Source organism: Candidatus Nitrospira allomarina, assembly GCF_032050975.1.
Lineage (GTDB): Bacteria > Nitrospirota > Nitrospiria > Nitrospirales > UBA8639 > Nitrospira_E > Nitrospira_E allomarina.
This window is the reverse complement of the sequence record NZ_CP116967.1, coordinates 2,768,962-2,794,981: the sequence shown is the minus strand read 5'-3', so window position 1 is coordinate 2,794,981 and position 26,020 is coordinate 2,768,962. Positions and strand designations below refer to the sequence as shown.

The 26,020-nt window shown below is 52.1% G+C and carries 25 protein-coding genes and 1 pseudogene; all 26 read right to left on the bottom strand.

The annotated features are described in order from the left end of the window. Positions 1 to 114 precede the first annotated feature (114 nt). The 26 genes and pseudogenes from PP769_RS12420 to PP769_RS12295 all read right to left on the bottom strand — a co-directional run bounded on the left by PP769_RS12420 (position 115) and on the right by PP769_RS12295 (position 26,012). On the bottom strand, positions 115 to 2,220 hold the full coding sequence (locus PP769_RS12420) for a chemotaxis protein CheA (protein WP_312640551.1): 2,106 nt from the start codon (positions 2,218 to 2,220) through the stop codon (positions 115 to 117). A gap of 147 nt (positions 2,221 to 2,367) precedes the next feature. Next, a pseudogene (locus PP769_RS12415) lies at positions 2,368 to 2,600 on the bottom strand (four helix bundle protein). Between the two features lie 217 nt (positions 2,601 to 2,817). Further along, a complete protein-coding gene (locus PP769_RS12410) occupies positions 2,818 to 3,189 on the bottom strand; it encodes a response regulator (RefSeq protein WP_312640549.1) in 372 nt (123 codons plus the stop codon). 158 nt (positions 3,190 to 3,347) lie between these two features. After that, a complete protein-coding gene (locus PP769_RS12405; protein WP_376753444.1) occupies positions 3,348 to 4,088 on the bottom strand; it encodes a methyl-accepting chemotaxis protein in 741 nt (246 codons plus the stop codon). Between the two features lie 454 nt (positions 4,089 to 4,542). Continuing rightward, a complete protein-coding gene (locus tag PP769_RS12400) occupies positions 4,543 to 4,839 on the bottom strand; it encodes an STAS domain-containing protein (protein WP_312640543.1) in 297 nt (98 codons plus the stop codon). Between the two features lie 263 nt (positions 4,840 to 5,102). Beyond that, positions 5,103 to 6,071: a response regulator gene (locus PP769_RS12395; RefSeq protein ID WP_312640541.1), complete on the bottom strand. Its 969-nt coding sequence runs from the start codon at positions 6,069 to 6,071 to the stop codon at positions 5,103 to 5,105. A gap of 99 nt (positions 6,072 to 6,170) precedes the next feature. Further along, the gene (locus PP769_RS12390) at positions 6,171 to 7,379 is read right to left on the bottom strand and encodes a PP2C family protein-serine/threonine phosphatase (protein ID WP_312640539.1); all 1,209 of its coding nucleotides are present in this window, start codon (positions 7,377 to 7,379) and stop codon (positions 6,171 to 6,173) included. A gap of 217 nt (positions 7,380 to 7,596) precedes the next feature. Next, positions 7,597 to 8,391, bottom strand: a complete 795-nt coding sequence (locus PP769_RS12385; protein ID WP_312640537.1) for a sigma-70 family RNA polymerase sigma factor — start codon at positions 8,389 to 8,391, stop codon at positions 7,597 to 7,599. 3 nt (positions 8,392 to 8,394) lie between these two features. After that, positions 8,395 to 9,327, bottom strand: a complete 933-nt coding sequence (locus PP769_RS12380) for a MinD/ParA family protein (protein ID WP_312640535.1) — start codon at positions 9,325 to 9,327, stop codon at positions 8,395 to 8,397. Continuing rightward, a complete protein-coding gene (flhF, locus tag PP769_RS12375; RefSeq protein WP_312640533.1) occupies positions 9,327 to 10,661 on the bottom strand; it encodes a flagellar biosynthesis GTPase FlhF in 1,335 nt (444 codons plus the stop codon). The genes PP769_RS12380 and flhF overlap by 1 nt, the downstream gene beginning before the upstream one ends. Continuing rightward, on the bottom strand, positions 10,642 to 12,750 hold the full coding sequence (flhA, locus tag PP769_RS12370; protein ID WP_312640531.1) for a flagellar biosynthesis protein FlhA: 2,109 nt from the start codon (positions 12,748 to 12,750) through the stop codon (positions 10,642 to 10,644). The genes flhF and flhA overlap by 20 nt, the downstream gene beginning before the upstream one ends. Positions 12,751 to 12,933: 183 nt before the next feature. Next, positions 12,934 to 14,010 (bottom strand): flagellar biosynthesis protein FlhB, encoded by a 1,077-nt coding sequence (gene flhB / locus PP769_RS12365; RefSeq protein WP_312640529.1) that lies wholly within the window; start codon positions 14,008 to 14,010, stop codon positions 12,934 to 12,936. After that, positions 14,003 to 14,788, bottom strand: a complete 786-nt coding sequence (gene fliR, locus PP769_RS12360; RefSeq protein WP_312640527.1) for a flagellar biosynthetic protein FliR — start codon at positions 14,786 to 14,788, stop codon at positions 14,003 to 14,005. The genes flhB and fliR overlap by 8 nt, the downstream gene beginning before the upstream one ends. 48 nt (positions 14,789 to 14,836) lie before the next feature. Continuing rightward, positions 14,837 to 15,106 carry a flagellar biosynthesis protein FliQ gene (gene fliQ, locus PP769_RS12355; RefSeq protein ID WP_312640525.1) on the bottom strand — a complete coding sequence of 90 codons (270 nt, stop codon included), beginning with the start codon at positions 15,104 to 15,106 and terminating at the stop codon, positions 14,837 to 14,839. A 160-nt stretch (positions 15,107 to 15,266) separates the two neighbouring features. After that, positions 15,267 to 16,046 (bottom strand): flagellar type III secretion system pore protein FliP, encoded by a 780-nt coding sequence (gene fliP, locus PP769_RS12350; protein ID WP_312640523.1) that lies wholly within the window; start codon positions 16,044 to 16,046, stop codon positions 15,267 to 15,269. Next, positions 16,043 to 16,477: a flagellar biosynthetic protein FliO gene (locus PP769_RS12345; RefSeq protein WP_312640520.1), complete on the bottom strand. Its 435-nt coding sequence runs from the start codon at positions 16,475 to 16,477 to the stop codon at positions 16,043 to 16,045. The genes fliP and PP769_RS12345 overlap by 4 nt, the downstream gene beginning before the upstream one ends. A 123-nt stretch (positions 16,478 to 16,600) precedes the next feature. Continuing rightward, on the bottom strand, positions 16,601 to 17,026 hold the full coding sequence (fliN, locus tag PP769_RS12340; protein ID WP_312640518.1) for a flagellar motor switch protein FliN: 426 nt from the start codon (positions 17,024 to 17,026) through the stop codon (positions 16,601 to 16,603). 61 nt (positions 17,027 to 17,087) lie between these two features. After that, the gene (fliM, locus tag PP769_RS12335) at positions 17,088 to 18,092 is read right to left on the bottom strand and encodes a flagellar motor switch protein FliM (RefSeq protein WP_312640516.1); all 1,005 of its coding nucleotides are present in this window, start codon (positions 18,090 to 18,092) and stop codon (positions 17,088 to 17,090) included. 78 nt (positions 18,093 to 18,170) lie between these two features. Continuing rightward, a complete protein-coding gene (locus PP769_RS12330; RefSeq protein WP_312640514.1) occupies positions 18,171 to 18,665 on the bottom strand; it encodes a flagellar basal body-associated FliL family protein in 495 nt (164 codons plus the stop codon). 529 nt (positions 18,666 to 19,194) lie between these two features. Then, positions 19,195 to 20,526 carry a flagellar hook protein FlgE gene (locus PP769_RS12325; protein ID WP_312640512.1) on the bottom strand — a complete coding sequence of 444 codons (1,332 nt, stop codon included), beginning with the start codon at positions 20,524 to 20,526 and terminating at the stop codon, positions 19,195 to 19,197. A gap of 64 nt (positions 20,527 to 20,590) precedes the next feature. Next, the gene (locus PP769_RS12320) at positions 20,591 to 21,256 is read right to left on the bottom strand and encodes a flagellar hook assembly protein FlgD (RefSeq protein WP_312640510.1); all 666 of its coding nucleotides are present in this window, start codon (positions 21,254 to 21,256) and stop codon (positions 20,591 to 20,593) included. 55 nt (positions 21,257 to 21,311) lie between these two features. After that, on the bottom strand, positions 21,312 to 22,766 hold the full coding sequence (locus PP769_RS12315) for a hypothetical protein (RefSeq protein ID WP_312640508.1): 1,455 nt from the start codon (positions 22,764 to 22,766) through the stop codon (positions 21,312 to 21,314). Positions 22,767 to 22,769: 3 nt separating this feature from the next. After that, positions 22,770 to 23,612 carry a MotE family protein gene (locus PP769_RS12310; protein ID WP_312640506.1) on the bottom strand — a complete coding sequence of 281 codons (843 nt, stop codon included), beginning with the start codon at positions 23,610 to 23,612 and terminating at the stop codon, positions 22,770 to 22,772. A gap of 11 nt (positions 23,613 to 23,623) precedes the next feature. Continuing rightward, on the bottom strand, positions 23,624 to 24,070 hold the full coding sequence (locus PP769_RS12305; protein WP_312640504.1) for a flagellar FliJ family protein: 447 nt from the start codon (positions 24,068 to 24,070) through the stop codon (positions 23,624 to 23,626). Then, positions 24,067 to 25,410 carry a FliI/YscN family ATPase gene (locus tag PP769_RS12300; protein WP_312640502.1) on the bottom strand — a complete coding sequence of 448 codons (1,344 nt, stop codon included), beginning with the start codon at positions 25,408 to 25,410 and terminating at the stop codon, positions 24,067 to 24,069. The genes PP769_RS12305 and PP769_RS12300 overlap by 4 nt, the downstream gene beginning before the upstream one ends. Beyond that, entirely contained in the window at positions 25,407 to 26,012 is a 606-nt protein-coding gene (locus PP769_RS12295; RefSeq protein WP_312640500.1) for a FliH/SctL family protein, read from the bottom strand. Before PP769_RS12295 ends, PP769_RS12300 begins: the two co-directional genes overlap by 4 nt. Positions 26,013 to 26,020: the final 8 nt, after the last annotated feature.

Sequence of the window (26,020 nt, the reverse complement as noted above, 5' to 3'; positions counted from 1 at the left end):
TATTGTTGTTATCAACCTGCATTGCCTCGGGAAGAAGTAGGCCTAAGAAAGAATTCGATCCGATTTTCTCTCCCCCATTTCTTTACTCCTCATTCCTTACCTTTCACATCTTCCTTACGCCGCCGCAATGCGGCCAACCCGTGCCAATTTGGCCAATCCCGGTACATCCAAGATCAAGGCGACCTGCCCGTCCCCCAGAATGGTGGCTCCGGAAATAGCCTCGACCTTGCGATAGTTTTGCTCCAAACTCTTAATGACCACTTGTTGTTGCCCCGTCAGTTCATCCACGAGCACGGCCAATCGCCGACCATCGGTTTCCACGATCACCAACAAAGCCTGCGAGGGATCGGTAAAGTCGGGCGTGAGGGTAAACGCCTCATAGAGCTTGACCACCGGCACCCATTCTCCACGAAGATTGACCACCTCGCCTTTTCCCACGATCCGTTGCAACTCATTGGGTTTAGGGCGAATGGATTCGGTGACCGCAATAAGCGGGATAATGTAGTTATCCTGACCGACCCGGACAGTCATCCCGTCAATGATGGCCAGCGTGAGCGGCAATTTCAGCGTGAGACGAGAGCCCTTGCCCATCGTGCTCTGAATGTCCACTGACCCGCCAAGACCTTCGATATTACGTTTCACCACATCCATCCCCACCCCTCGACCTGACACATCGGTGATGGTCTCCGCCGTGGAAAATCCAGGACGAAAAATCAGTTGATACACGGCTTCCTCCGACATATTACTGCCATCGGCAATGATCCCCTTTTCGACGGCTTTTTTAATGATCTTTTCCCGGTTCAATCCTCGCCCGTCATCCTCCACGGCAATACAAATATTGCCGCCATCGTGATACGCATGGAGACGAATGGTTCCGCGTTCCGATTTGCCTTGAGCCACCCGGTCTTCGGGTAACTCCAACCCATGATCGGCCGAATTGCGAACCAGATGGGTGAGCGGATCGCCAATCGCCTCAATCAGCGTTTTATCCAACTCGGTTTCCTCACCGGACATGACCAATTGAATCTGCTTGCCACTTTTCCCGGCGAGATCCCGAACTAACCGTGGAAACCGGTGAAATGCACTGCCGATCGGCATCATCCGAATGGACATGACCCGTTCTTGGATCTCCCGGGTATTGCGTTCCAATTGGGTTATCCGTTCCTGGAGAACCGGAAGCTGCGCGAGGGTAAATTTCTCACTCAGGTCCGTAATCATCGATTGGGTAATCACCAATTCTCCTACCAGATTGATCAATTTATCGATTTTTTCCGTATCGACCCGAATAGACGCCACTTCATTTTTTTTCAATTGCTGCTGCTTCTGAAGCGCTTTTTCGACCTGTTGAGAAGACGCCTTTTTCTCTTCCACCAGAATTTGGCCAAGCGGCTTTTGCTTGGCCAGACTTTCGGCGATTTGCTCCGGGGTCACCACCCCTTCTTCCACCAGAATATCCCCCACCCGTTTATAGGGCTCCGGTTTTTTCGGTTCGCAATCGATGATGGCTAATTCGCTCCCATCCCGGACAAACGCAAACACCTCCTCAATCTGACCAATAGGGGCATCCGTTTCCAATTCCACCTTCCAACTGAGATAACATCGTTCTGGATCGAGTGTGTCCAAAGCCGGAAGACCATCGGTTCGCACATGCAGCACTTTCACCGTGCCCAACTCATGCAGTTCCTTGAAAATCTGGGCAGGATCCATGCCTCGTTGAAATAATTCCGGTAAGGCACTCCAATCAATCTGGACCCTTCGCCACGTGGCGGCTTGAAGTGGAGAACCCTGGGGACCGGTTTCACCTAACGACCCCTCATGTGCAGGAGCGGTCGCTCCTTTCTGACAGGCCTCCAGTTCATCTTCTAAGACGTGAATGGCCGTCTCATCTGCCCCCTCACCCCCTTGCGCCGCATCCAAAAGACTTTTCAAACCGTCCAACGCCCGTAACAGGACATCGATGACTTGAGGAGTCACCGGCATTTTCTCATTCCGGAGGTCATCCAGAATGTTTTCCATTTTGTGAGTCAACTCGGCAATGGCCGTAAAATGAAACATCCCCGCGTTGCCTTTAATCGAATGGGCGCCCCGAAAAATTCGATTCAGTAAGTCCAGGTCGTTCGGACGTTGCTCTAACGCCAATAAACCGGACTCGATGGTTTCCACATGTTCCGCGGATTCAGTAAAAAATGATTCTTGAAACCGTGAGAGATCAACTGCCATGGGTTGCCTCATGAAATGTCAAAAATGAAAAGTTAAAAGGAAGAAAGTCGGGAGAAGGAAAACGGAGAAACATGCTGTCTTGTGATCGGAGAAACAGCATTTTCTTAATCTCCTTTTTGATGACGAACGAGCCCACTGATCACCTTGTCAATACATCTTGTCAATATCCACCATCTCCCCATCCAAGGCTTCCCAGGAATCCAGAGAACAAAATCCCAGGCCCTTTGCCAACTTTAATTGGGTATCCAATTCACTTAATGAGCTCTTTGCCATATAAAGGAATTGCAGGAATTCTTTTTTCGTTCGCCGGCCAGCTCCTTCGCAATGTTACTCGGCATACGTATCGCAGCCCTGCGAGTTTGGCTGGTTAATCCATATATTTCCGATTTGGGGGAGCGGGTAGTTTTTCTTGTATACCTTCAACACTAAATTCATCGCCTTCTGCCATACCGTCAAATTTTTATGCGGTTTATTCACGCAACCAGGAAGAAATTAGTAGTAAATAGTGAAAAGATGGGAAGATTTGATTTTTTGAAGATTTTTCACACCTCACTCTAATCTTCTCCTTTCACTTTTTTCTTTTTACGTTTCACTTGGTCAACCTGGCAGTACTTTCTTAATCGTGGCTAACATTTGTTCTGGATTAAACGGTTTCACAACCCACCCCGTCGCTCCAGCACTTTGCCCTTCTTTTTTTTTGTCATCAGATGACTCGGTGGTTAACATGAGAATCGGGGTGAACTTATGGGCAGCCATGCCCCGTACCGCCTTAATCAGAGAAATCCCATCCATGTTCGGCATATTCAGATCCGTAATTACCAAATTGGGCTTCGCCCCTCCATTGAGTTTATCCACGGCTTCTTTTCCATCTCCGGCCTCGACCACTTCGTAGCCGGCACCGGTCAGCGTAAAGCTCACCATTTGACGCATCGAGACGGAATCGTCCACCACTAAAACTGTCTTGCCCATAGCTTTACCTCACTTTGGTTCTGTGAATTTCTCTGTTGACGCTGCACGTTCAGCAGTGAACTTGCGACCCCCACCCCGGTTTTTTCATAAAGCCCTGACGGTGAGACGTAAGGAGAAAAAATACTACCCCGCGCTTGTCCCTTCACCCCCTCACGTCTTCAGAATAACGTGATGTTATCTCCTTCATCCGAGCCGGTTCCGACCATCACCGTCCCTTGACCCGAGCGCGCAGCCTGCATCGTGAGTCGTTCAGACTCCATGGTGTAGGTGTGTTCGAGATTCCGGATTTCTTCGAGCACCTTCGGCATCATGTCTAAACCGTCAGTATCGTCGGCCACCGCTTGAAGCGGCGCATGGATTCGTTCCAATGGCTGGTAGACATGCTCTAATTTTTGACGGGTGATATCCTGGAATTGCATGGACATCACAATCTGTCCGATATCCTTGCCCAGTTCCTTGGTTCGCCCCGAATTATGACCAACGCTCTTTTTTAAGGCCTCATTTTTTTGCCCCATAATTTTGATCATCTCCAGAACCTGGTTCTGAGCGTCTACCGTTTCCGATAAGTCTAATGACGCCAACACCTGGAGTTCCGACATGGCCGATTCGGTTGTGCCTTTAACCGTCGTCGCGAGAGTACGAATTTGCTCTGAGGCTTGCGCGGACCGATTGGCCAATTTCGTCACTTCGTCCGCCACCACGGCAAACCCTCGGCCATGCTCTCCCGCCCGAGCGGCTTCAATCGCCGCATTAAGCGCTAAGAGTCGTGTTTGATCGGCAATGAATTCCACTTCCTCCACCACCTCGGAAATGCGAGAGGTGGTTTCTAAGGCCTGCTCCATCACGCTCACCGTGGCGAGCGTCACCGTGGTCGTCTGTGTGACTTGTTTGACGAACATTTCTATGGTCTTCTGCGTATCATGAAGGATCCGATCGACGGTATAGTCATCTTTCCCCCCATGCCCATCTGCCATATGTAACAACGCTTCGGTTTCCTCCACCTGCTCTATGGCATTTCGTGAAATTGCCTGAAACCGCTGAATCAATCCGTCGGCCGCTTGCCCTGTTTCTTGAATGACCGCCTTGATCTGTGCCACAAATACCGGAAACACCGGTGCCAGACACTGGCAAAAGGCCTTCCAGTTCTCTAACCAACGGCGCTGAGCCTGAATGCCTTCCTGCAGTTGGTGTTCCAGCCGGTTGATTCGCATCTGCCTGCTCCTGGCGCCCAAGACATAGCCAATCCCGGCTCCGGCCACCACTACACCCATCCATACCATCCAATCACCATTCACACATCACCTCATTCTTGGATCTCGATGAATATCGACTGCATTATTTAATCGTTCTGCGTTACGACTCCTGGGTCGGAAGAAACTGTGCAAATCCAATTTGCTCAAACTTGTCGCGAATACGATTGGAATACCCCTGCACGGTCACCCTCCCGGAGCGGGTCGCTGCGACCATCAGCTGCACACAGGAGGAATCCATACGGTTCACCCCGCCTAAATCAATCGCGAGAGGCCCTTTTTGTTGATGCAAGGACACTAAATCGGCGTGAAATTGTGCAGCTTCAAAAATGGTGAGGTCGCCTTGTGGCCTGAGAATCGCCTCCTCAGGAATCATTGGCGTGACTTGGCATTCTTCCATATTACCCTCTCATTTATCGTGGGGGAAAAACGTGGACATTCCAACAACCCTTCCTACCTAGCCTGACGCTTCCATTCCCAGGTAGAACCCTTTGGCCTATCAAGGAATTAACAGGAGACAACGAGACCTTTCGGAGGCCAATGGACCTTACTTTAGAAGGACTCATTTTTTCTCGTGATGCCCATAACCTGCGGGGAGGAATAAGGAAACGGAGAGAAATCTTTGGGAGCGGGTAAATTCCTTCTTCCCTCATGAATGACTCCTCACGCCCGCGACGAGTTGTGAACGGCCATAGGTTCGGATGCAAGAGAGCTTCCTTCTTCACCGATCGACAAGTCGGTCTTGATGACACACACGACCTGATTACCTTTCCCTCGATACTCGATCCGTGAGAAACTTAAGGCCTTGGCCATCGCAATACCCCTTCCGTGACTTTCCAAAATTCGATCCGGGTTTATCTGTTCATATTTCCGCCAGTCAAAACCCGAACCTTGGTCCGTTATGGTTACCTGGATGCAATCCAGGCACCGTTCAAACAACACGTCGACCACCTTATGAACATACTCAGGCAACCCCGCCCGATGTTGAATTTCTTTCTCCCACGTTCCCTTTGCCTGGAGGGCCGTTTTTTCATCGAACCCGATTCCTAAATTTCCATGCTCCACGCCATTCGCCAATAGTTCATTCAACCCGAACACGACTTTTTCTGAATTGGGACACGCTCTCCCTAATAGGAATGCCAGATCATAGGCCTCTTCCATGGTTCGAACGTGAAACCGGCCTTGCTGCAATAATTCAACAATCTGAGACTGTTGGTTAAGATTTCGGCATATCCGTTTCCATTTCAATCCCTCTTCAACCGCGGCGTTCACAATCCGCAATAAAAGCCGCTGGTCAAAGGGCTTGATGAGATAAAAAAAGACTCCCGCTTCAATCCCTTCCCCTATTTCTTGCGGAGATCCGGCTGCAGTTTGCATCACAACCGGAAGCCATTGGAGACGCTCATCAGCTTTCAAATGCCCTAAAAGATCAAGACCATTCATCCCCGGCATCATTCGATCCAACACCATGGCATGAAAATCTTGTCCATCCTTCCGTAAATACGCCAAGGCCTCTTCCCCATTATGTGCCTGAATAAGTTCATAGGGTTCATCCTTGAGACATTCGACAAGAACATCCAGATTGGACGCATCGTCGTCCACCAATAGGATTCGGGAGAATGTGTTTGTCATACCTGTCATTTCGACAACAGCCAATCGTGAGGTGTCAGGGTGGAACGTGAGAGATGAAGCGTAAGGCTAAAGAAGTATCTTGCTGCTAACTCCTCACGCCTAAAACTCCACTCCGAGTAACGCGACGTCATCCTCAAACCCGCCTTTGGCATTCCATGTCCGGCTCTGCTCGATAATACGGGACAATCCCGACTGCATCGGCTGACCGGCGACCTCCTCAAGTGCTTTCTGAAGCCTTTTTTTCCCCCAGATCTCCTCCTGAGAATTCATCACCTCATAAATCCCATCACTATAGAGATACATCCGGTCACCGGAATTTACGAAGATGGAATTAGTTCCATATATCTCGTTACGCGAAAAACCAATAGGCCAGGATCTCTCGCCCAACATCATCGACGACCGGTCGGTTTTCACAACAATGGAACCGGGATGTCCCGCACTCGCATATCGAAGAAGGCGCGTGGAGCATTGCCACACCCCAACCCAGATCGTGAAGTACTCCCCATCATCGCTCATGGGATATTGTTGGTTCAGACTCGTCAGAATCTCACCTGGATCGTAGGAAGGAAACAATTGTTGCATGTGGTCTCCCTTGAAAAGCAGAGATAACGACACAGCCCGCAACGCCGGCCCGATCCCATGCCCCGACATATCCAACACCATGAGACCGAGATGGTCGTCGCCCCATCGGGCGATCTGAAAGAAATCTCCTCCCAAATGCGACGACGGCAAAAATTCCCACTCCACCCGCACTCCAGGAATTACTTCCCCGGTCCGGGGAAGCAGACCTCGCACAAAGGTGGAGGCCGAGCGGAGTTCAGAGTCTAATTCGGCCTGCTTTTGTGATAACAACCGATTAGACTTTTCCACATACAACATCAACTGCCGGGCTCGAAGGCCCGCGCACACTCTGGCGACAATTTCATGATCGGAATCGGTTTTGGAAAGAAAATCATCGGCTCCCCGGCTGAGCCCTTCGGCAATTTGTGTCGGGTGGTCCAATGCCGTCATCAGGATAAAATGGATCGTGCGATAGCGTTCATCCTGTTTAATCGCTTCACAAAGTCCAGGACCATCAAGACCGGGCATGACCCAATCCGATAGAATGAGATCCACCGGTTCCTGATCCAGCATGGCCAGAGCTTCTTCCCCACTACCGGCCTCCAATAACCGACACGGCAATTTGGCCAAACGCTTCTTGGCGACCATCCGCACAACTTTTTCATCATCCACAATGAGAATGGTATAAAGAGGATCGCCGAAAGGCGCTTTCATATCGAGGACATTTTCGGTCGTCATCTGCTTCATTGAACCCACAGAGATATCCGGGAATTGCATAACAAGGGAAACGTGAAGTGTCAGGAAATTAGAAGAAAAACGGATCGCCGTACTTCACCATACTCATGCCTCACGCTTAGGATATTGGTCATGAACTGAAGATCGATGCCCGATGACAATGTCGGGCTGGGCGGAAAAGGGGTCGCTGCCTTCGCCTGAGATCTGCCGCCGTACCCCTCAAGCCTTTCTACGGACCAAGCCGGGTATGGAGAAGGGCCTTCAGACGAATCATGGCTTGGGCATGTAACTGACAAATTCGTGATTCCGTGACGTGCAATACGACTCCAATTTCTTTCATGGTCAGCTCTTCAAAATAATAGAGGGTCAGCACCAACCGTTGACGTTCCGGCAATCGCTCAATGGCATCGACCAACGCCTGGCGGGCATCCTCCGAGACCAAAGTTTCCAACGGGGAGGGTTGGTCTCGATCCGCCAGCGCATCCAAGATGGGATGGGAGTCTTCATCATTGGAGCCCAAATCATCGAGACTTAATACGACGGCTCCTTTGGCTTGCAAAAGAGTCTCGTCCACCTCTTGAGCCTCCATGCCTAAGGATTCTGCGAGCTCATCCTCCGTCGGTGGACGCCCTTTGCGTTTCGTCCATTCATTGGCCGCATGCTGAATTTTTCCGATGCGTTCCCGAAGAGACCGCGGGACCCAGTCCATCGCCCGGATTTCATCGAGCATCGCTCCACGAATACGAAACTCAGCATAGGTACGAAATTTTATTTCTCGTGAGGGATCGAACTTCGTCAGGGCATCCAGAAGCCCGACCATCCCGGCACTCATGAGATCTTCCACATTGAGCCCACTCGACGCCCGCATGGCCATTCGCATAGCCATGTATTTAATTACCGGCAAAAACTCCTGAACCAACGTCTCACGCTCCTGGGTGGAAAGCGAAAGTTTCGTCGGATTGGACGATGCCGGTTTCTCCGAAACCGGGCTCTCTGAAACCGTTGTTACCGCGCCACGTTTCATACGTTATCCTTCCGTCACAGTTCGAGTGGCTCCCAAGGCAGCAGGACCGAACAGTTGAAAGCCCCCCTGCCAGGAACAATCTCCTCTCCAATCATTGAGGGTCTTCACCAACGAAGAAAAGGCTCGACTCGCCGGGGCGCGCGGATAGACATCGCACACCGCGCGTTGTTGAGCCACGGCCATCGTCACAAAGTCGTCTGCGGGAACACAGCCGAGATAATCGAGCGAAATATTTAAAAACCGGTCCGTCACCAAACTCAACTTCCGAAACACATCTTTGCCTTCCTGGGTATGCTTCACTTTGTTGACCAGCATGCGGAATGTCCGTAAGTGATAGCGGGTCGAAAGGATTTTGATCAGGGCATACGCATCGGTCAGAGACGTCGGGTCCGGCGATACCACCACCAGTGTTTCATGGGCCACTAAACTAAAGTACAGCACATTGGCCGAAATCCCTGCCGCACAATCAATGAGCAGCAAATCCGGCGGAGACGCCAACTGAAGAAACGCCGATTGCAAATGGAGTTGCTGCTCATGCGTCAGCTGAGTAAATGCCTGGCCTCCGGAGGTCGCCGGCAACAGGCGAATACCCTCGGGTCCGGTCACGAGGACATCCTTCAAGCCTCGCTGCCCGGAGAGGACATCCTCAATCGTATACTGCGGAGTGAGGCCCAGGAGGATGTCGACGTTTCCTAAGGCGAGATCCGCATCCATGATCAAGACCTTCCGTCCCTGCCGGGCCGCAGCCACCGCTAAATTTGCGACGACATTACTTTTTCCTACCCCGCCTTTTCCGGAACTGACCGCAATCACTTGAATCCGTGAAGGATCCTGTGGGTTGGCAGTCATGGCCGCACGCAATCCACTGGCTTGATCCAGTCGTCGTTGCGCTGAGACGCCAGGCACCAGGACCGGTGTGGATAATGACCCGGCCATTAGTGCGCCACCCCCGTTAACGGCACACGTTCTTGAAGGACCTGACCTGGTGAATGGCCCCAAGCCAATTCAACGAGGCGTGTTCGGGTAGCGATGGCTAAATCTTCAGGCACACGCTGCCCGGCAGAGAGATAAGAGACCGGCAGTCCCGTCTGTGACAAGACGTTATACAGACCGCCGCCCATAGATACCTCATCCAGTTTCGTTATGATGAGCTTATGGATAGGAACCGCTTGATAGCGGCGAATGGTGTCCATCTGCACCGACTCGGCCATGGGAGCGGCTAACACCAGATGCGTTTCGACGTGTAATTGTCCTCGGGTGATCGCGAGTAATTCATCATACCCGGCTTGGTCCTTGGGGCTTCGCCCCGCGGTGTCAATCAACAGCAAATCCGCATGCTGATGTCGCCCCATGCATTCCATAAAATCCTTGTGGGACACGGCCACCTCCAAGGGAATTTTTAAAATTTTTGCAAACACCCGAAGCTGCTCTACCGCTGCCACGCGATACGTATCCAGGGTAATCAACACAGTTCGTCGATGCTCATCCTGTTGACGGGCCAACCCCGCCAGCTTGGCAATAGTCGTCGTTTTCCCTACGCCGGTCGGCCCAACCATCATCATCACTTTTTGGCCGTAATGCTTGGACACCGATGGACCCGAGACGGCTACGGTCTCCTCCATTCGTTCCCACAACAGGCTTTTCATGGCTTCGCGATTTCCCACGCCGGCTGTCCCGAGCGTTTCCACTACCGCACGAAGCAGATGATGCGCAGTCTGAGGATTCACGCCCTGACTCACCAAGGACTGGTAGACGTCCATTACGTCTCCAGGTAACCCTTCAACACGTTTGTCCATCTGACTTCCCAAGACTTGTCCCACCACAATCCGCAAGCCTTCTAATTCCTGTCGCAAGGGCCCTAACACCCGTTCAGGATCTTGTTGTTCTTCCCGCAACCGTTGAATTTCCTGGCGCATCTCCTGGAGGTTCTGAGTCACCGGATCGAGTACGGTGGCCACCTGAAGAGCTTCCGAAAAACTGGCATCCGTTTTGGGTTGTTCCGGTTGACGAACCGGCACTTCAGGCACAAAACGTTTGGCCATAAGGGACTGAAGGGAGCGATCAACACGTGCGGCAGGGCCTTCCTCCGCCTGAGCCGAACGATCCACCGCCGCGGTGACCTCAATGACGGACTGACTAAGCAGACCGAACAAGCCTCCCCCTTTTTGAATACGACGCGACGAGACGATGACCGCCTCAGGTCCCAGTTCGGCTTTTACCGCTTGGAGGGCTTCTTGTAATGAAAGGGCTTCAAACCGTTTCAGCTTCATGTGGCATCCTCACAACTTCAATAGCTTGAATTTGAGTTTTAGGGTCCAACTCATTCGGCGAAAGTACCGCCAGCGCATGCACGCCCGGCGAGACTAAGCGATACAGTTGGGATCGAATCGACTGGGAACATAACAGCACCGGTTGATATCCTTGGCTCACGACCCGCTCAATGGCCTGACGGACCGACAGAATCACCTGATTCAACAAACTGGGAGGCAACCCCCCTTGCTCTCCATTACCACTCGGCCGCATCGCCTCCATCAAGCGGCGATCCAGCATCGGATCCAGACTAATCACCTGCAGTAATCCGTCGGGATTGGCGTATTGGGACGAAATCGTTCTGGATAAATTTTGCCGAGCATATTCGGTCAGGGTGTCAGGATCCTTACTCTGAGTGGTGTAATCCGCAACAGTCTCCAAAATGGTCCGCAAATCGCGGATCGACACTCGTTCCCGCAAGAGATTCTTGAGGATTCTCACCACCGCTCCTAACGATATTTGAGTCGGAATCAAGTCATCCACCACCTTGGGATACGTCTTAGCGAGGTTATCCAGCAAATTCTGGACCTCTTGCCGACCCAGCAATTCATGCCCATTCGTTTTAATAAATTCGGTCATATGCGTGGCAATAATGGCCGGACCATCGACGACCGTATAGCCATCCATTTGAGCACGCTCCTTTTCTGTCGGAGCGATCCAGACGGCCGGCAATCCGAAACACGGATCTTTTCCCGGCTTTCCTTGCAGACCCTTTTTGGCATGACCGGGATTGATGGCCAATAAATGCCGAGGCACCAATTCTCCTTTGGCCACCTGAATCCCCTTCAACAGAATATGGTACTCATGCGGTTTGAGTTGAAGATTATCCCGGATATGCACGGCGGGCACGACAAATCCCATATCAAGGGCCGTTTGGCGCCGGATAGCCCGAATCCGTTCTAACAACTCCCCTCCCTGAGCTTGATCAACAAACGGCACAAGTCCATAACCGACATGCAACTCCATAAGGTCCGGCGGGGTCACGGAATCCACCGATTCCGTGCCGGAGGGGATCGCCGGATCTTTTTTCTTGGGGAGATTTTTCAGGCGAGCGGCTTCTTGCTTCTGATTCCACAATACGTAGGCGAGACCGGCGGTCATCGATCCCAACAACAAAAAAGCCACATGCGGCAGCCCGGGAAGAAATCCTAAAAAGAACAACATGCCGGCCACGGCCGCCACAAGATGGGGATTGAAAAAAATTTGATCGGTTAAATCACGCCCAAGGCTGGTTTTGGTCGAAACCCTCGTCACGATGATACCGGCAGCCGTCGACATAATCAGGGCAGGGATTTGAGCCACAATGGCGTCCCCGACCGTCAGCAGGGTGAAGCGTTTAGCAGCGTCAATGATGGACATCCCATGCTCCAGCACGCCGATGCCCAACCCACCAATGACGTTGATGAAGATAATGAGCAACGCGGCAATCGCATCGCCACGAACAAACTTACTGGCACCGTCCATCGATCCGTAAAAATCGGCTTCCTGTGAAATGGCCTCCCGGCGTTTCCGCGCTTCCCCTTCGTCAATGATCCCCGCATTCAGATCCGCATCGATACTCATTTGCCGACCTGGCATCGCATCCAGGGTAAATCGCGCGGCGACTTCCGCAATACGGGTGGCGCCCTTGGTGATCACCACAAAATTGATAATGACCAGAATGGAGAAGACCACAATGCCCACCGCATAATTTCCCCCGACCACAAACTCTCCAAACACGGCAATGACCTGCCCGGCTGCAGCAGGGCCTTCGTTCCCATGCATGAGAATGGCCCTCGTCGAAGCAATGTTCAGCGCAAGCCGGAACAACGTGGTGAGTAACACCACCGAGGGGAAGACGGAAAATTCTGCCGGACGCCCGGCATGCATGGTCACGAGTAAAATCAAGACAGCCAGCGTAATACTGAAGGATAAAAAAAGGTCCAACAGAAAGGAGGGAAGGGGTAAGAGCATGAGGAGGAGCATCCCCACCACCCCGATCGGCAAGAGGACATCCCCATAATGCGCGGGGGTCAGTTCGTCTCGTAATTTTTGCGCATCAAATGCCATGCGTGCCTTAATCGGTTACCGCTGATTCATATGGTTGTAATGGATTTCCACATGACTCTCCTCAACCCCGCGAGGCGTAACGGGAAGAGGGTAAGGAGCAAGGAGCCAGAAGCAAGAAGTAGCTGACATCTCCTTTTTCTCTAAGCCTCGCGCCTTACTTCTTACGCCTCACGGCCCACGCTTTCACGTTCCCTCATGCATTTTCTTCAGGCGATATACATAGGCCAACACCTCAGCGGCCGCCTGATACAACGCACTGGGCACTTCTTGACCGATTTTCACGGCCTTATACAGTCCTCGAGCCAAACTGCGGTTTTCAATAATCGGCACTCCCGCATGACGCGCGATTTGCTTAATCTTGTCCGCCATAAATCCGGCGCCCTTCGCCACCACCACCGGAGCGTCCATTTTTCCTGTTTCATACCTAAGCGCCACAGCCACGTGAGTCGGGTTGGTAATCACCACATCGGCCTTAGGCACCGCCTGCAACATTCGTTGTCGGGCACGTTCCCGTTGTAAACTGAGCCGGCGGGATCGAATCTGCGGATCACCTTCCACATCCTTTGACTCGTCTTTTACTTCCTGTTTGGTCATCTTGTGATCTTCGGTATGCTGCCACCGCTGATAGACGAAATCGATAATCGCCAACAGGAGCAGGGACCCTCCGACCGACCACATTATGTTCTCCAGGAGACCCCACACACCCCCAACCGCCTCCGTTAACTCAAGGAGGGGAAGTTGAACAATCGCGAGCAGGTTATGAGACAGAATCAGATAGGCAATGCCACTCACCCCTGCTAATTTGAGCAAGGACTTTAAAAGATCGACGACCCCTTTCCAGGAAAAAATGCGCTTCAACCCATTGGAGGGATTCAATTTGGACGCCTTGGGTTGCAAGGCTTCTTCAATCCAAAGTGGTCCCGTTTGCAGGATAATGGCGAGAAAGGCAAATACCCCGACCAGGAGCCCGAACGGAATCAGGGGAACAAAAGCCTGATAGGCAATATTTAACAACAGGACATGTGTGGACTGCGCATCTAACTGAAGGGTTCCGGCTTGCGCCAACCACTGTCGGTAATGATCAAAAAATTGGACAAACGCCTGAGGCGCCCACAGTGAAAGCAGCCCGACCCCACCCAACAAAACAAACAACGAGGGCAATTCCCGGGTCATCGGCACTTGGCCTTTGCGACGAGCCTCCGCTAAACGTTTCGGACTCGGTTGCTCTGATTTATCCGCCCCGTCTTTATTCTCAGCCATGCCCTAATTCCTGCAATAGGTCCCACAGGACCGTTTCCATCCCGACAATGGAGTCTTGAAAAACCAAGGCGATGAAGGGCAAACCCAGGCCTAACACCAACAAACCGACTGCAATCGTAATGGGAAAACTGGTGAGCATCACGTTCATCTGGGGAACCAGGCGGCCAAGAATCCCCATGATGAAATGAACCAAGAATGTGGCTCCCATTACGGGGAAGGCCAGTTTCATTCCCGTGTCATAGGTGCGTTGAATTACTTCAGTCACATCGCTCAGTAGGGGGGCGCTCAGATGAGCGCCAAAGGGGGGGATCAACAGAAAACTACTGCCCAAGGCCAACAACACCAAATGATGCCCATCGACTTGAAAGTACAAAAGGGTTGCCAGAATAGTCAGTAATTGCCCGAACACCGGGGTTTCCACTTGCGTGACAGGGTCCAACACTCCGGCCATGGCAAACCCCACTTGAAAGCCCATCACACTTCCCGCCAGTTCCACCGCAGTCATGAGTAATCGCAGGGCCAAACCTAAGACCAGGCCGACAAGCAATTCGGCACCCAAGACGATCACCAGATTTCCAGGTTCCAACCAATCGGGAGGAAGGGTAAACGTCACGATGGGCATCAACAGGATGGCGATGATCACCGCCATGCCGATTTTGATGCGACTCGGAACCGATTGCCCACCCAGTAACGGTAACGCCGACAAGATAACGGCCGTGCGCACGAGCACGACTACAAATTGCCACACTTGCTGAATCGCCATATCCCATTGCAACACCGGTTACCGGACATCTTTCTGATACATGCCGCAGGTCGACTCCCTCGATTATTGGGCAAACTCGGGTATCCTGGCCCATACTCCCGTCATGAACCCCACAAGGATTTCCACCATCCAGGGGAATGTCACCAAGAGCACCACAAACATGGTGGCCACCTTTGGCAAAAAGGTGAGGGTCATTTCGTTAATTTGTGTCATGGCTTGAAAGGCACTCACACAGAGTCCGACCAGTAAGCTGAGACCCAACATTGGACCCGCCACAAGCAGGATTGTTTGAATCGCTTCCTGACCGATGCTCAGGACACTTTCGGTTGTCATCTCCTTACCCCTTTCAGTCTTGCCGTGAAAAACACTCGATTAGTCGTGAAGAAAAACCGTGAGGTATACAGCATAGAGGAACGGAAGCAAACATCGATCCTTGCAACCCGGCATCCGATACACCCCTTACCCCTCAGGCTTTACATCTGACGGCATTTTCCTATTGAAAACTATTCATCAGCGCTCCCACGACCAAAAACCATCCATCAGCCAACACAAACAACACCAATTTAAACGGCAAAGAAATCATGATCGGTGGCAGCATCATCATACCCATGGACATTAAAATACTGGCGACAATCATATCGATCACAAGGAAAGGCACATAAATGAGAAACCCGATTTGAAACGCCGTGCGCAATTCACTCGTGACAAACGCCGGCACCAGGACATGGAACGGGACATCATCGGGCGTCTGAGGGTGAGGAACTTTCGCCATCTCCACGAACAAGGTTAAATCCTTTTCCCGGACTTGTTTCAGCATGAACGTTCTTAACGGAATCTTGGCCCGATCAAGCGCCACTTCCTGTGTCACCTGCTGTTCCAATAGCGGATTAAGGGCCTGGACCCGAATCTGTTCCCACACCGGCATCATAATAAACAGCGTCAAAAACATGGCCAATCCAATCATCACCTGATTCGGTGGTGCATGCATGGTCCCCAAGGCCTGCCGAAGAAGACCCAGAACAATCACGACGCGTGTAAATGCCGTCACCAACATCAACAGGGCTGGGGCAAGCGTTAAGGCCGTCAGGAGAAAGAGGATACGAAGCCCGAAGGTCCATGGTTCGGTCCCGTCCAAACCGGATACCTGCAAACTGATCGCCGGATCCTTGGTGGCCTGGGCAAAAGCCGAGGTCGGCAGTCCCATGACCAGACTCATGCCTAACAGTCGCCAACAGTCACGTCCTCCATGAAACCCGCAAAAGGGGTTGTTCACGACCTCTCTCCTCCCCTCACCCGTGTGACGCTTTTGGACATTCGGATGGACGGTTCGGAGGTCACCGATCCTCGCTCGGACTTCTCAAATGCCTGTCTGGTCCATTGCCCCAACCAGGCACCTAGCGGCCCGACGATCGGATTCCCAATGGAGCGGAGCCGATCAATCCGGTCGGCATCCGCAACGGTCGTCAGCAACGTCATCTCTCGGGCCGTCGTCCCCAACACCAACACTTCTCCGGCCACCTCCACGAGCATGATATGCTTTCCCGTCCCGACCCGGAGTCCGCCTAAAATGCGCATCACCGGATCGCCGCTCTTTCCCGGCAATTCCCCGAATGTGCGCCGAACCCAGGCTAATCCTCCAAGAAGGATCAGGACCACCAGGGCCAGGGTGCCCGCCATTTTGAGCGCTTCATGGGTAAGATCCATAATGTTCTCGTTGAAAGTACGAAGGAAAAAGTGAGGAGTCAGGAGAACCAGGAAAAGATTTCTTTTTCTTGTTCTCTACTTTTTAACTATTTACTTCTATCTTTTCCCTTCACACTTTCGTCCTTATCGAAGTTTATTCACACGCTCGGTCGGGCTAATCACATCGGTGAGACGGATGCCGAATTTCTCATTCACCATCACCACCTCACCACGCGCGACTAACCGTTCATTCACCAACACTTCCAACGGTTCACCGGCCAGTTTATCCAATTCAACAATGGAACCCGGTCCTAACTGCAATAAGTCCTTAATCAGCATGCGGGTATTGCCCAGTTGCGCAGAGAGCACCAACGGAATATCTAAGATACGATTTAAGTTCTGATCGTGAGACGTACGCAATTGTGGCGTTTGACTGCTGCTACTCGCCGCCACCTCCTGCTTTTTCGCTCCAGCATTCTGTTCTTTCGCAGCGGCTTCCTGCGCTAACGCCTCCATCATTTCCTTCTCAGCATCAAACGTGTCCATGTCGATGTTGTCGTCTTCACTCATCGTTCATCTCCGGGTTTCCACCGTCAGTGACTGGCCGGCACCTTATCGCGTTCACCGGCCCTTACTCCCTCGTCAGAATGATGTCCTTAATCTGAAATGATTGCATGCCCTTTGTCGTTCCCGGAGAACCAAGAAACTTTGGCACCCCTTCCACTGTGGCTGTGAGGAGCTGGGTGGTCCCTTGATTCAAGCCGATTACATCGCCCGGTGAAAATTGCATCAATTCCTCCACCGAGATTTCCGTTTCTCCCAAACACACAGACAGGGTGACATAGGCTTCCTTCAGTCTGGCTGAAAATCGTTTCAACCAGCCATGATCCGTTTCAAACGAGTCTCCCTGGAAACTCACCTGCAACCGTTCTCGAATCGGTTCCAACATCGCATAGGGAAGACAGAGGTGGAGATCCCCCACCGAATTGCCCAATTCGATGCCCAGGGTGACCACAATAACGATATCCGCCGGCAACACAATGGCAGCCAACTGAGGATTCATTTCTACCCGAACCGCATTGACGAGGAGTTTTTGGACAGGGTCCCAGGCCCTTTGGAGATTTCCCAATCCCATCAGCATGAACTTCTTCATCACGCGCTGCTCAATGATGGTAAAATCCTGCCCTTCCGGCTTTACATGGGTCTGTCCGGTTCCTCCGAAAAAATGATCAACCAGCAAATAGACCGTCGCCGCATCCGTGGCGATCATCGCTAAGCCACGAAGAGGCTCCATGGAGATAATCTGGAGGTAGGCCGGAATAGGAAGACGTTTGGTGAACTCCCCGAACTTCATCACCGTTTGGTTCGTGACCGTCACCTCGGCGGTCTTACGAAGCACCTCGCTCAAAGAGAGACGGAACCCACGCGAAAATTGCTGATGAATCACATCCAGGGTCGGCATTCGCCCGCGAACGACCCATTCCTGATTCCCCAAATCATACGGAACCGGTCCGTCCTCTAGTTCGGCACCTACCGGGTCTTCAGGTTCCGTCTCCACGGCACCGTCGGACACGCCCCGAAGAAGGGCATCAACTTCATCCTGACTAAGAATTTTTTCCATGTTGGGACGTGGCACAAAGAAACAGCCCTGCTGCCTCTTCTCACCTCTTTCTGATTCCGGACTCCAGACCTTCTATGTCTTTCTCCTCACGCTCTACTGAATAATAAAATCAGTAAAATACACATTCGCGACTCTCCCTTTACTCATGACGCCGTTCACCCGTGTCATGATTTCTTCTCGCACCCGGCGCTTTCCGTTCACTGTTCTGAGTAATTGCGATTCTTTACTGCTCAATAACACCAGCAACGCGTCACGAATGGCCGGGATTTTGTGTTGAAAATCCGTTTTTTCTTCAGGCCGGTCTAACTCGAGTTTGATACTTACCTTTAAAAATCGCAGCTCCTCCCGGTCCGCTAAATTCAACAGAAAGGGCTCTAACTCCATCACCGGCCCGGGCTCTTCATGACCTGTCTCGACTTTGGCATGTTCGTCGTGCTCGGCGGGCTTCTCCTCTTGCCCACTCATGAAATACCAGGCTGCGCCTCCCCCTCCACCGAGAAGAAGAACGCCCGCGATAATGATCAACAGCATTTTTTTTCCGGCCCCGGCTTTAACGGGGGCTTCCCCTTTGTCACCCTCTTCAGCCATACATCAACCTCACACGCTAAGAATTTTTGTGACCCTCACGTTCCCCTTCCCAAGTCAGCAACCTTTGTGCCACTCCACTTTTCTACGTAGACACGCTGCGGCTAATCCTGTAATACACTGAATATGCGTATGTTTCTTCCACAGTCGTGTTTTACATACCCTACGCCCAGCAACAACACGAGACCGGCCATTTCGTCATTTTCCTGGCAATTCGCGGGAACCTTTGACAGGTTCGTCTACGGAATCGTGAGGGGTAAGTCGTAAAGGGAGGGAGGTAAGACATGAGGAGTGAAACGGGGATCGATCACTTTTCCGTCATGACCGACATTGTTCATCGGACATCCATCTTCTGTTGATGAGGAACATGTGACACGCAAGGAGCCATGAGAAAGAAACGGATCTTTCCGCTTCACACCCTCCCCCGCACAGTTCACGAGACATGATTGTTCAACATTCTACTAAAACCCAAAAAGCCCCCAGGCAGGAACACCTGCCTGGGGGCTTGATCAATCACGTGCTCGGTCAAAATCTAACGGGCCAGGTTCACAAGTTCTCCCAGGAGGTCATTGGTCGTGGTGATGATTCGGGAATTGGCTTGGAAGCCACGCTGCATGATAATCATGTTCACTAATTCCTCACCCAAATCCACATTGGAGGCTTCCAAGGTACTCGAAATCACTTTTCCAAATGACCCCAAGCCTGGAGTTCCTACCAAGGGAGTACCGGAATCACCGGATTGAATAAACAAATTCTTTCCAATAGGTTGCAGACCATCAGGATTGATGAAACGTGTCAGGGCCACCTGCCCTAGGTTGCGAGTTGTTCCGTTGGAAAACCGTCCCTGAATCAATCCATCTTCAGAAATTGACGTGCTCGAAAGAGTCCCATTCGCAAACCCGTCTTGTGATAGGGTTAAGAGTACGGAGGCAGCTCCTTGCTGCAACATGCCATCAGTTCCCGTTCCACCGTCAGTGGTAATACTTGTTCCAAAATCAAAAATGATTGTTTGCGGCGCAGTGGATCCATTGTTAAATGAAATCGCATGCCCAGCAGGATCACTTTCTGTCAACAATAAACCATTTGAATTAAACGTCAGAGTTCCTTGTGCTACTAAGGCATTGCCAGTCGTGACATTTTCATTTGCTGGAGGAACCGTGACTTCACTTTGATTCGCAATTACATTATATTCCCAAGTATTATTGGCTGTTTTAGCAAAATATACGGTCACATCATGCCCCACACCAAATGAATCATACACTCGAACTCCAGTGCTGAACTGAGAAGTTGAAGGATTTGACGGATCGGCCAGGAGTTGAGCTGTTGTGGGGGAAATGATTGGTTCCGTTGCATCAATATTTCCACTCATGCTCACATCGACGGTGGGCGACCCAATTTGTTGCTGTGTCGTAAGAACCAAGTCCCCGGTGCTTCCCACATTTATATTTCCCACCGCATCAGCCTGGTATCCTTGAAGTCGCAATCCGGCCGGACTCACAATATAGCCGTTCGCGTCAACATTGAATTGCCCCGCACGCGAGAAAAAAGGATTGCCCGAGGCATCACTCACCTGAAAAAACCCGTCACCATCGATAGCCAAGTCCAACGCATTTGAGGTTGTTTGAAGCGACCCCTGGGTAAAACTGGGATCAACGCCCAGGACGCGTACGCCCCGCCCCTCCACTAATGCAGACGATGCCCCTCCAAGGCCCAAATTCGCCCCAAACAAATCACCGAAGGATACGGTCCGGGTCTTGAATCCTATGGTTTGGGCATTCGCAATATTGTTGCCGATTTCAGTGAGCGCCCGGCTGGTCGCGTTAATTCCACTCGTGGCTGAAAAAAATGCTGAGGTAATTCCCATTGGTGCTTACTCCTTCTGTGTCATTTGCCAAAGGCCCATGATTCGTTGCCCACCACCGTCCCTCTTATAATATGGAGATAATATCTTCAGTGTGTAAGGTTCTCCCGCTTTGCAGAACCACCGGACTCTCCGTCCCAAAAACAATATTCCCGACCCGTTCACGCGAAAACGTAAAGTTCGAAACTGGCTGCTTATTAGCATCTTCGGCTTTAACTCTGAACTGATACACGCCTTCGGGGACCCGGTCTCCCGCCTCATTTAGCCCATCCCATTGAACCTGATGGGCACCTGGTTTTTCAAAGTCCGTGGATGTGAGTTTCCTGATGACTTCTTGATTCGGACCAAGGACTTCAATATTCACACGGGTGGCCGTTCCACTCAGCGCATAGGCCAGAGTAGCCTCATCATCCTTTCCAAGACTCACCGTATCGCCTTGACTGACCACGGTCCGTCCAATCAAATTTACCAAATCCAGTTGTGTCCGTTGTGTATCCTGGGCGATCAACCGTTCCAGGAGTTTATTGGTACTCGTGGTTTGCTCCAACGTGGTGAACTGGGCTAACTGCGCCACAAAATCCTCATTTTGAAGCGGGTTGGTGGGATCCTGACTTTGCAACTGCGTGACTAACAAGCGAAGAAAGACATCGGACCCGAGCGTCGATACCGCCTCTTGAACACCGGCATTGGCTGTGACGTTCGTTCTGGATTGTGTTGCGGTAATCGGATCCATAGCCTCAAGATTCCTTCCTTATCCCGTCATTTATCCACAAAAGCACTCTTCAATGTCAGGCCACCAAGTGCAAACTATGGTCCCCGGCAGGAACCGCAACAGGGGAAAGCGCTCCCGTTGTGTGATGAAGAGACGTGGTTACCCGTTGGCTCGCCTGCGTACCCTGCCCATGTGATTGTGTGTTGGACTCCTTCTCCCCGGGATGATCACGGACTTCTGCGGAAAATTCCTGCAACTCCATCTCGCCCTGGGTCAATTGCTCTTCCAATTGTGGAACATTTTGGACCGCCAGATTTTTCAAGGTGGCCTGATCCATGAGCAAATTGGCATAGACCTGACGGTGCTGAACCCCCACATCAATCTGCACTCGATTATTTTCGGAAAGTTGCACTTCCATTTGGAGGCGTTGAAGCGCCGGCCCGGGAAGATCCTGCACCCGCTCCTCTGCCATTCGGACACCCTGACCGGATGAGGAAGCAAGTGAGGATTGGTTCAAAAACCCAGACTGAGAATGGGTGGAACCGCCCATGCCTGAATTGAACCCCTGCCCACCATGAGGATCGTTTCCCCCGATTTTCCCTGTTGCCTCGAGATCCTCTCTGGAACGATCCCCTATCGAAGATCCATTACCCTCTCTAAGAAGATCCAAGGGAATTCCAATTGAGGATTCTTTCCCATTCACCGACGATTCACTCAGCACGGACGGTATCCCACTCGCGTATTTCAATCGGTTCTGACTCGATTGAACCACATCGGCAATTCCCGCTGGCGTGGGTTCAAACGGCTTTGGCTTTTGAAAGGCCAGATTGGCCTCTGGTTTAAGTGGCTCCTGAGACGTCGTTAGCGAGGTTGGAGGTATTCTCAGCCCCACCCTATCCGCATCCTGAAGAGGAACCGGGGTTTTCACCACAATCGTTTCATGTTCTGCAGCCGATTCTATTTGATGCTCTCTACCGGGGGATTCGACCACATTTCGAAGAACCTGTTGCGCGTTTACATTGATTGCCACGTGCGCGGCCCCCTTTTCAGCAAGGCTGTTCCCAACGGGGGGCGGCTGAGTGGAGGGACTGGTAGGGAATGGCAAGCCCGGCTGATTGCCGGTGGGCGTTCCTTGTATTCCATCTGCTCGCGGTCCTCCGGCAGAAAAGACATGTGGAGATAGGAACCCACCAACGATCGGTCCTTCCTGGGACGCATCTAGAGGTACGAGTCCTTCAGACGCTAACGACGTCACATGATACGGGTACGGTTGGACCTCACCTGATAGATTCAGCGTGTCGAGAAAAGACTCAAGATCGGACAATTTCGGCTGAGCTACGACTGAAGTGGTGTCTGCCTGACGTGCAAACGAAGAATCCGCCGCTGACCGGTCACCAAAAATTTTGGCAAACAGGTTATTGGAAGGATTTCCAGTCGTCTTCGGCTGATCGAGACTGATCTCGCCGGCCTGATTGTTTACTGGAATTGGATTCCCAGGAGAACGAAAAAAGAGTGGGAGAGTATTGATCATGGGTTATTTCTTGGTTTGAGAATCAGTGCGTTGTTGCAGCTTAATGTCCCGATATCGCCGGAGGCCTTCAGATAACCTAGCCGCTTTCACCGGTTCGACTCCGGCTAACACCCCGGCGGCTTTTTTGTCTTTGATCGATGCCAAAATATCCAGGGCTAACCCTTCCCGCATTTCTGCGATTCGCAACGCCGCTTCTTCGGGATCCATGGATTCATAGATTTTGATTAAATGGATTAACGCCGGATCCTGTTCCACATATCGTCGTTGTTCTTCTGCTAGCGAAGAGGCCTCTCCCACTAACCGTTTCCCCTCTTTGGTTTGTCGTGCAGCCAGCGCCTCTAAGTCCTGCTGGAGTGCCATGAGCCGTTCTTCACGTTGTTGCAAAGCACGTTCCCTCTCTTCCACCTCTTTGAGACGCGATTGCAGTTGTTCCAATAATGTGGTTTCTGCACTGGGCGCTTCCTCATTCAACTCATTTTCAACTGCTTGATTTTCAAATGAATCCGTTGTTCCCACCTCCGGGGTTTCTTGAACGGACCCGACCGTGGTTGCCCACAAGATCATGGCCAACACCCACCACACAATGGGTGATCGACTAGGCAACATTGTTCTACTCAGGAGTGTTGAAAATTGCCGCCAGCCGCGTTCCTGGGTCTGTGAAGCGCGAAGCGGGAAACGGGAGGTGTGAGCCGTATAGCGTGAAACCAAAAGATGCCTCGTTTCGCCTGACCTCCCCTCATTCCTTTCGATCCCCGCCGGGCCTCCATCCCGAGCCATGTTGAAGGCTCCATTGTTGGGTTGATGGTCAAGATGATGCATAGGCTGAACAGAGAATTTTTTTGACATATTTCCATTCCCTATTGGATCATTTTTTCAAGTTGAGACGTGGCATACGCATGAGCCGTCACATCTTCCTGCATCTGTTGTTCCTGTGTGGCGACTTTTTGCATGACCTCTTCCTCCTTCTTGGCGATCACCAACTCCACCACACGTCTGGCATGATGGGCCTTTTTTAATGTGGCCCGTAAATCAACGAGCTTGGCTTCCGCAATCTGAATCTGTTGGCTCTGTTGTTCAATGGCCGTACTGATTTGATCCAACCACTGATAGCGTTGCTCAGCAATCATATTGTCGGTACCCTCTCGTATTCTTTGGTCCAATTCAGTGGCCACCATTTCCATTTCAACCATCAGGTCATCCCGCTTCGAGACGATCTGACTTTTTTCCCATTCCGCCAAGACCACTTCTTCGCGGGCGAGGTCTTCCACTTGCTTTCGAAATCGGAGTAATGTCGTCCAATTCATACGATCTTTCCCTTTCTCTCAAGAAGACGCCGGCCCTGTTGTGCCAACGTTTCAAGACCCTGGCAGCTTTCCGGTATTCCCACCCCTTCCTCGCGTGGTTGCCTGAGAAAGGCATCGATCGGTCCCTTCATGTGAATCGCCGCATCGAGTCGAGGATTCGTCCCTAATTGATACGCCCCTAAATTAATGAGGTCTTCCGCATTCCGGTATTCGGCCATCATCTGCACCAGAAAACTGGCCGCATCCTGATGAGCGGTTGACGCGATATCCGACATCACCCGACTCACGCTTTGCAGGACATCGATCGCGGGAAAATGTCCTTGCATCGCCAACCGTCGTGTCAATACAATGTGTCCGTCTAAAATGGACCGGATAGAATCGGCAATGGGATCGTTTAAATCGTCACCGTCCACAAGCACCGTATACAGACCGGTAATGGATCCCGTGCCCACCGGCCCCACCCGCTCTAAGACCTGAGGAAAGAGCGTAAAGACAGATGGCGGATACCCTTTGGTCGTTGGCGGTTCACCGGCAGCCAGCCCCACCTCCCGTTGCGCATGCGCCAACCGGGTTAGGGAATCAACCAGAAGCAGGACCTGATTGCCCTGATCCCGAAAAAACTCGGCAATAGCGGTGGCCACAAACGCCGCCCGAACCCGCACCAACGGGGATTGATCGGAGGTGGCCACCACCACCACCGAACGACGGAGCCCTTCCCGGCCCAAGTCCCGTTCCAGAAATTCCCTCACTTCCCGCCCTCGCTCACCCACCAGTGCGATCACGTTCACATCCGCGGACGTGTGCCGACACATCGTTCCCATCAAGACACTTTTCCCGACTCCGCTTCCGGCAAAAATCCCAAGCTTTTGGCCGACCCCGCAGGTCAGCAGGGCATTGATGGCTCGTACGCCCAAATCCATGGGTGTGGTAATGCGCTCCCGGAGCATGGGCGCCGGAGCGGGCGCATAGAGCGCATAGCGGCGGCTACGGGACAGCGGCCCTTTTTCATCCAACGGCTGCCCGAGTCCATCCACGACTCGCCCCAACATTTGAGGCCCGACCAATAATCGTGGAGAGGTCGGATCGTAGCGAATGAGGTTTCCGGCGGCGATGCCGCGTACAGCTCCGAACGGCATGACCACCACACGTTGCTCCCGAAATCCGATGACTTCTCCCTCCACCATCGACTGCCCTCGTTTGCTGAAGATATGGCATCGCTGACCGACCGAAGCCCCCAAGCCGGTGCCTTCCAGAGTCAGCCCCACGGCTTTGACGACGCGTCCGGTAATCGTCACAGGAGCAATGTCGTCCAAACGCTGTTGAATTGTGGCAAGGCTCATGACCGGGGTGCTTCCAATCCGAATTCGCTGGCTACAAGTGCCAGTTGTTGAGTCAGCCTGGCATCGAACAGGAGGCCGGCCTGCTCAACCAGGCATCCCCCAGGGTCCACCTCATCATAAGCTTCAAGCGCCAGATGATCGCCATCGGCCCACTCCGGTCGTAATGTGTGTCGAAGGGGCTCTAAGATTTTGAAGTCTTGCGGATGGACTTTTAGCGTCACTAAGGTTTTGTCGGGAAGCAGTCCAAGAACCTGACGCACTTGTCGAACCACGAGTTCTTTATCGATCTCACATTCCCGTAACAGGATTTTTTTGCTAATCGCCAGCGCGACCTCCACAATATCCCGTTCATGTTCTTCTAATGCGATCACCCGAGCCCGACCAATCTGATTGGCTAATCGAAGCGCCTTTTTGATCTCCTCCTCCACCTGGGCTTGACACTGGGCACGCCCCTCGGCGATCCCGGCCTGGCGTCCCCGCTCAAACGCAGCTTGTTGGAGTTCCCTGCAATCATGAGGTTGGGCCTCCTCGGCGCGCTGCTTCGCACTTTTGTGGACTAATTCCACCATCTGAAAACGTTTGACTGTGTCATCCTGTTCCATAAGCGGGC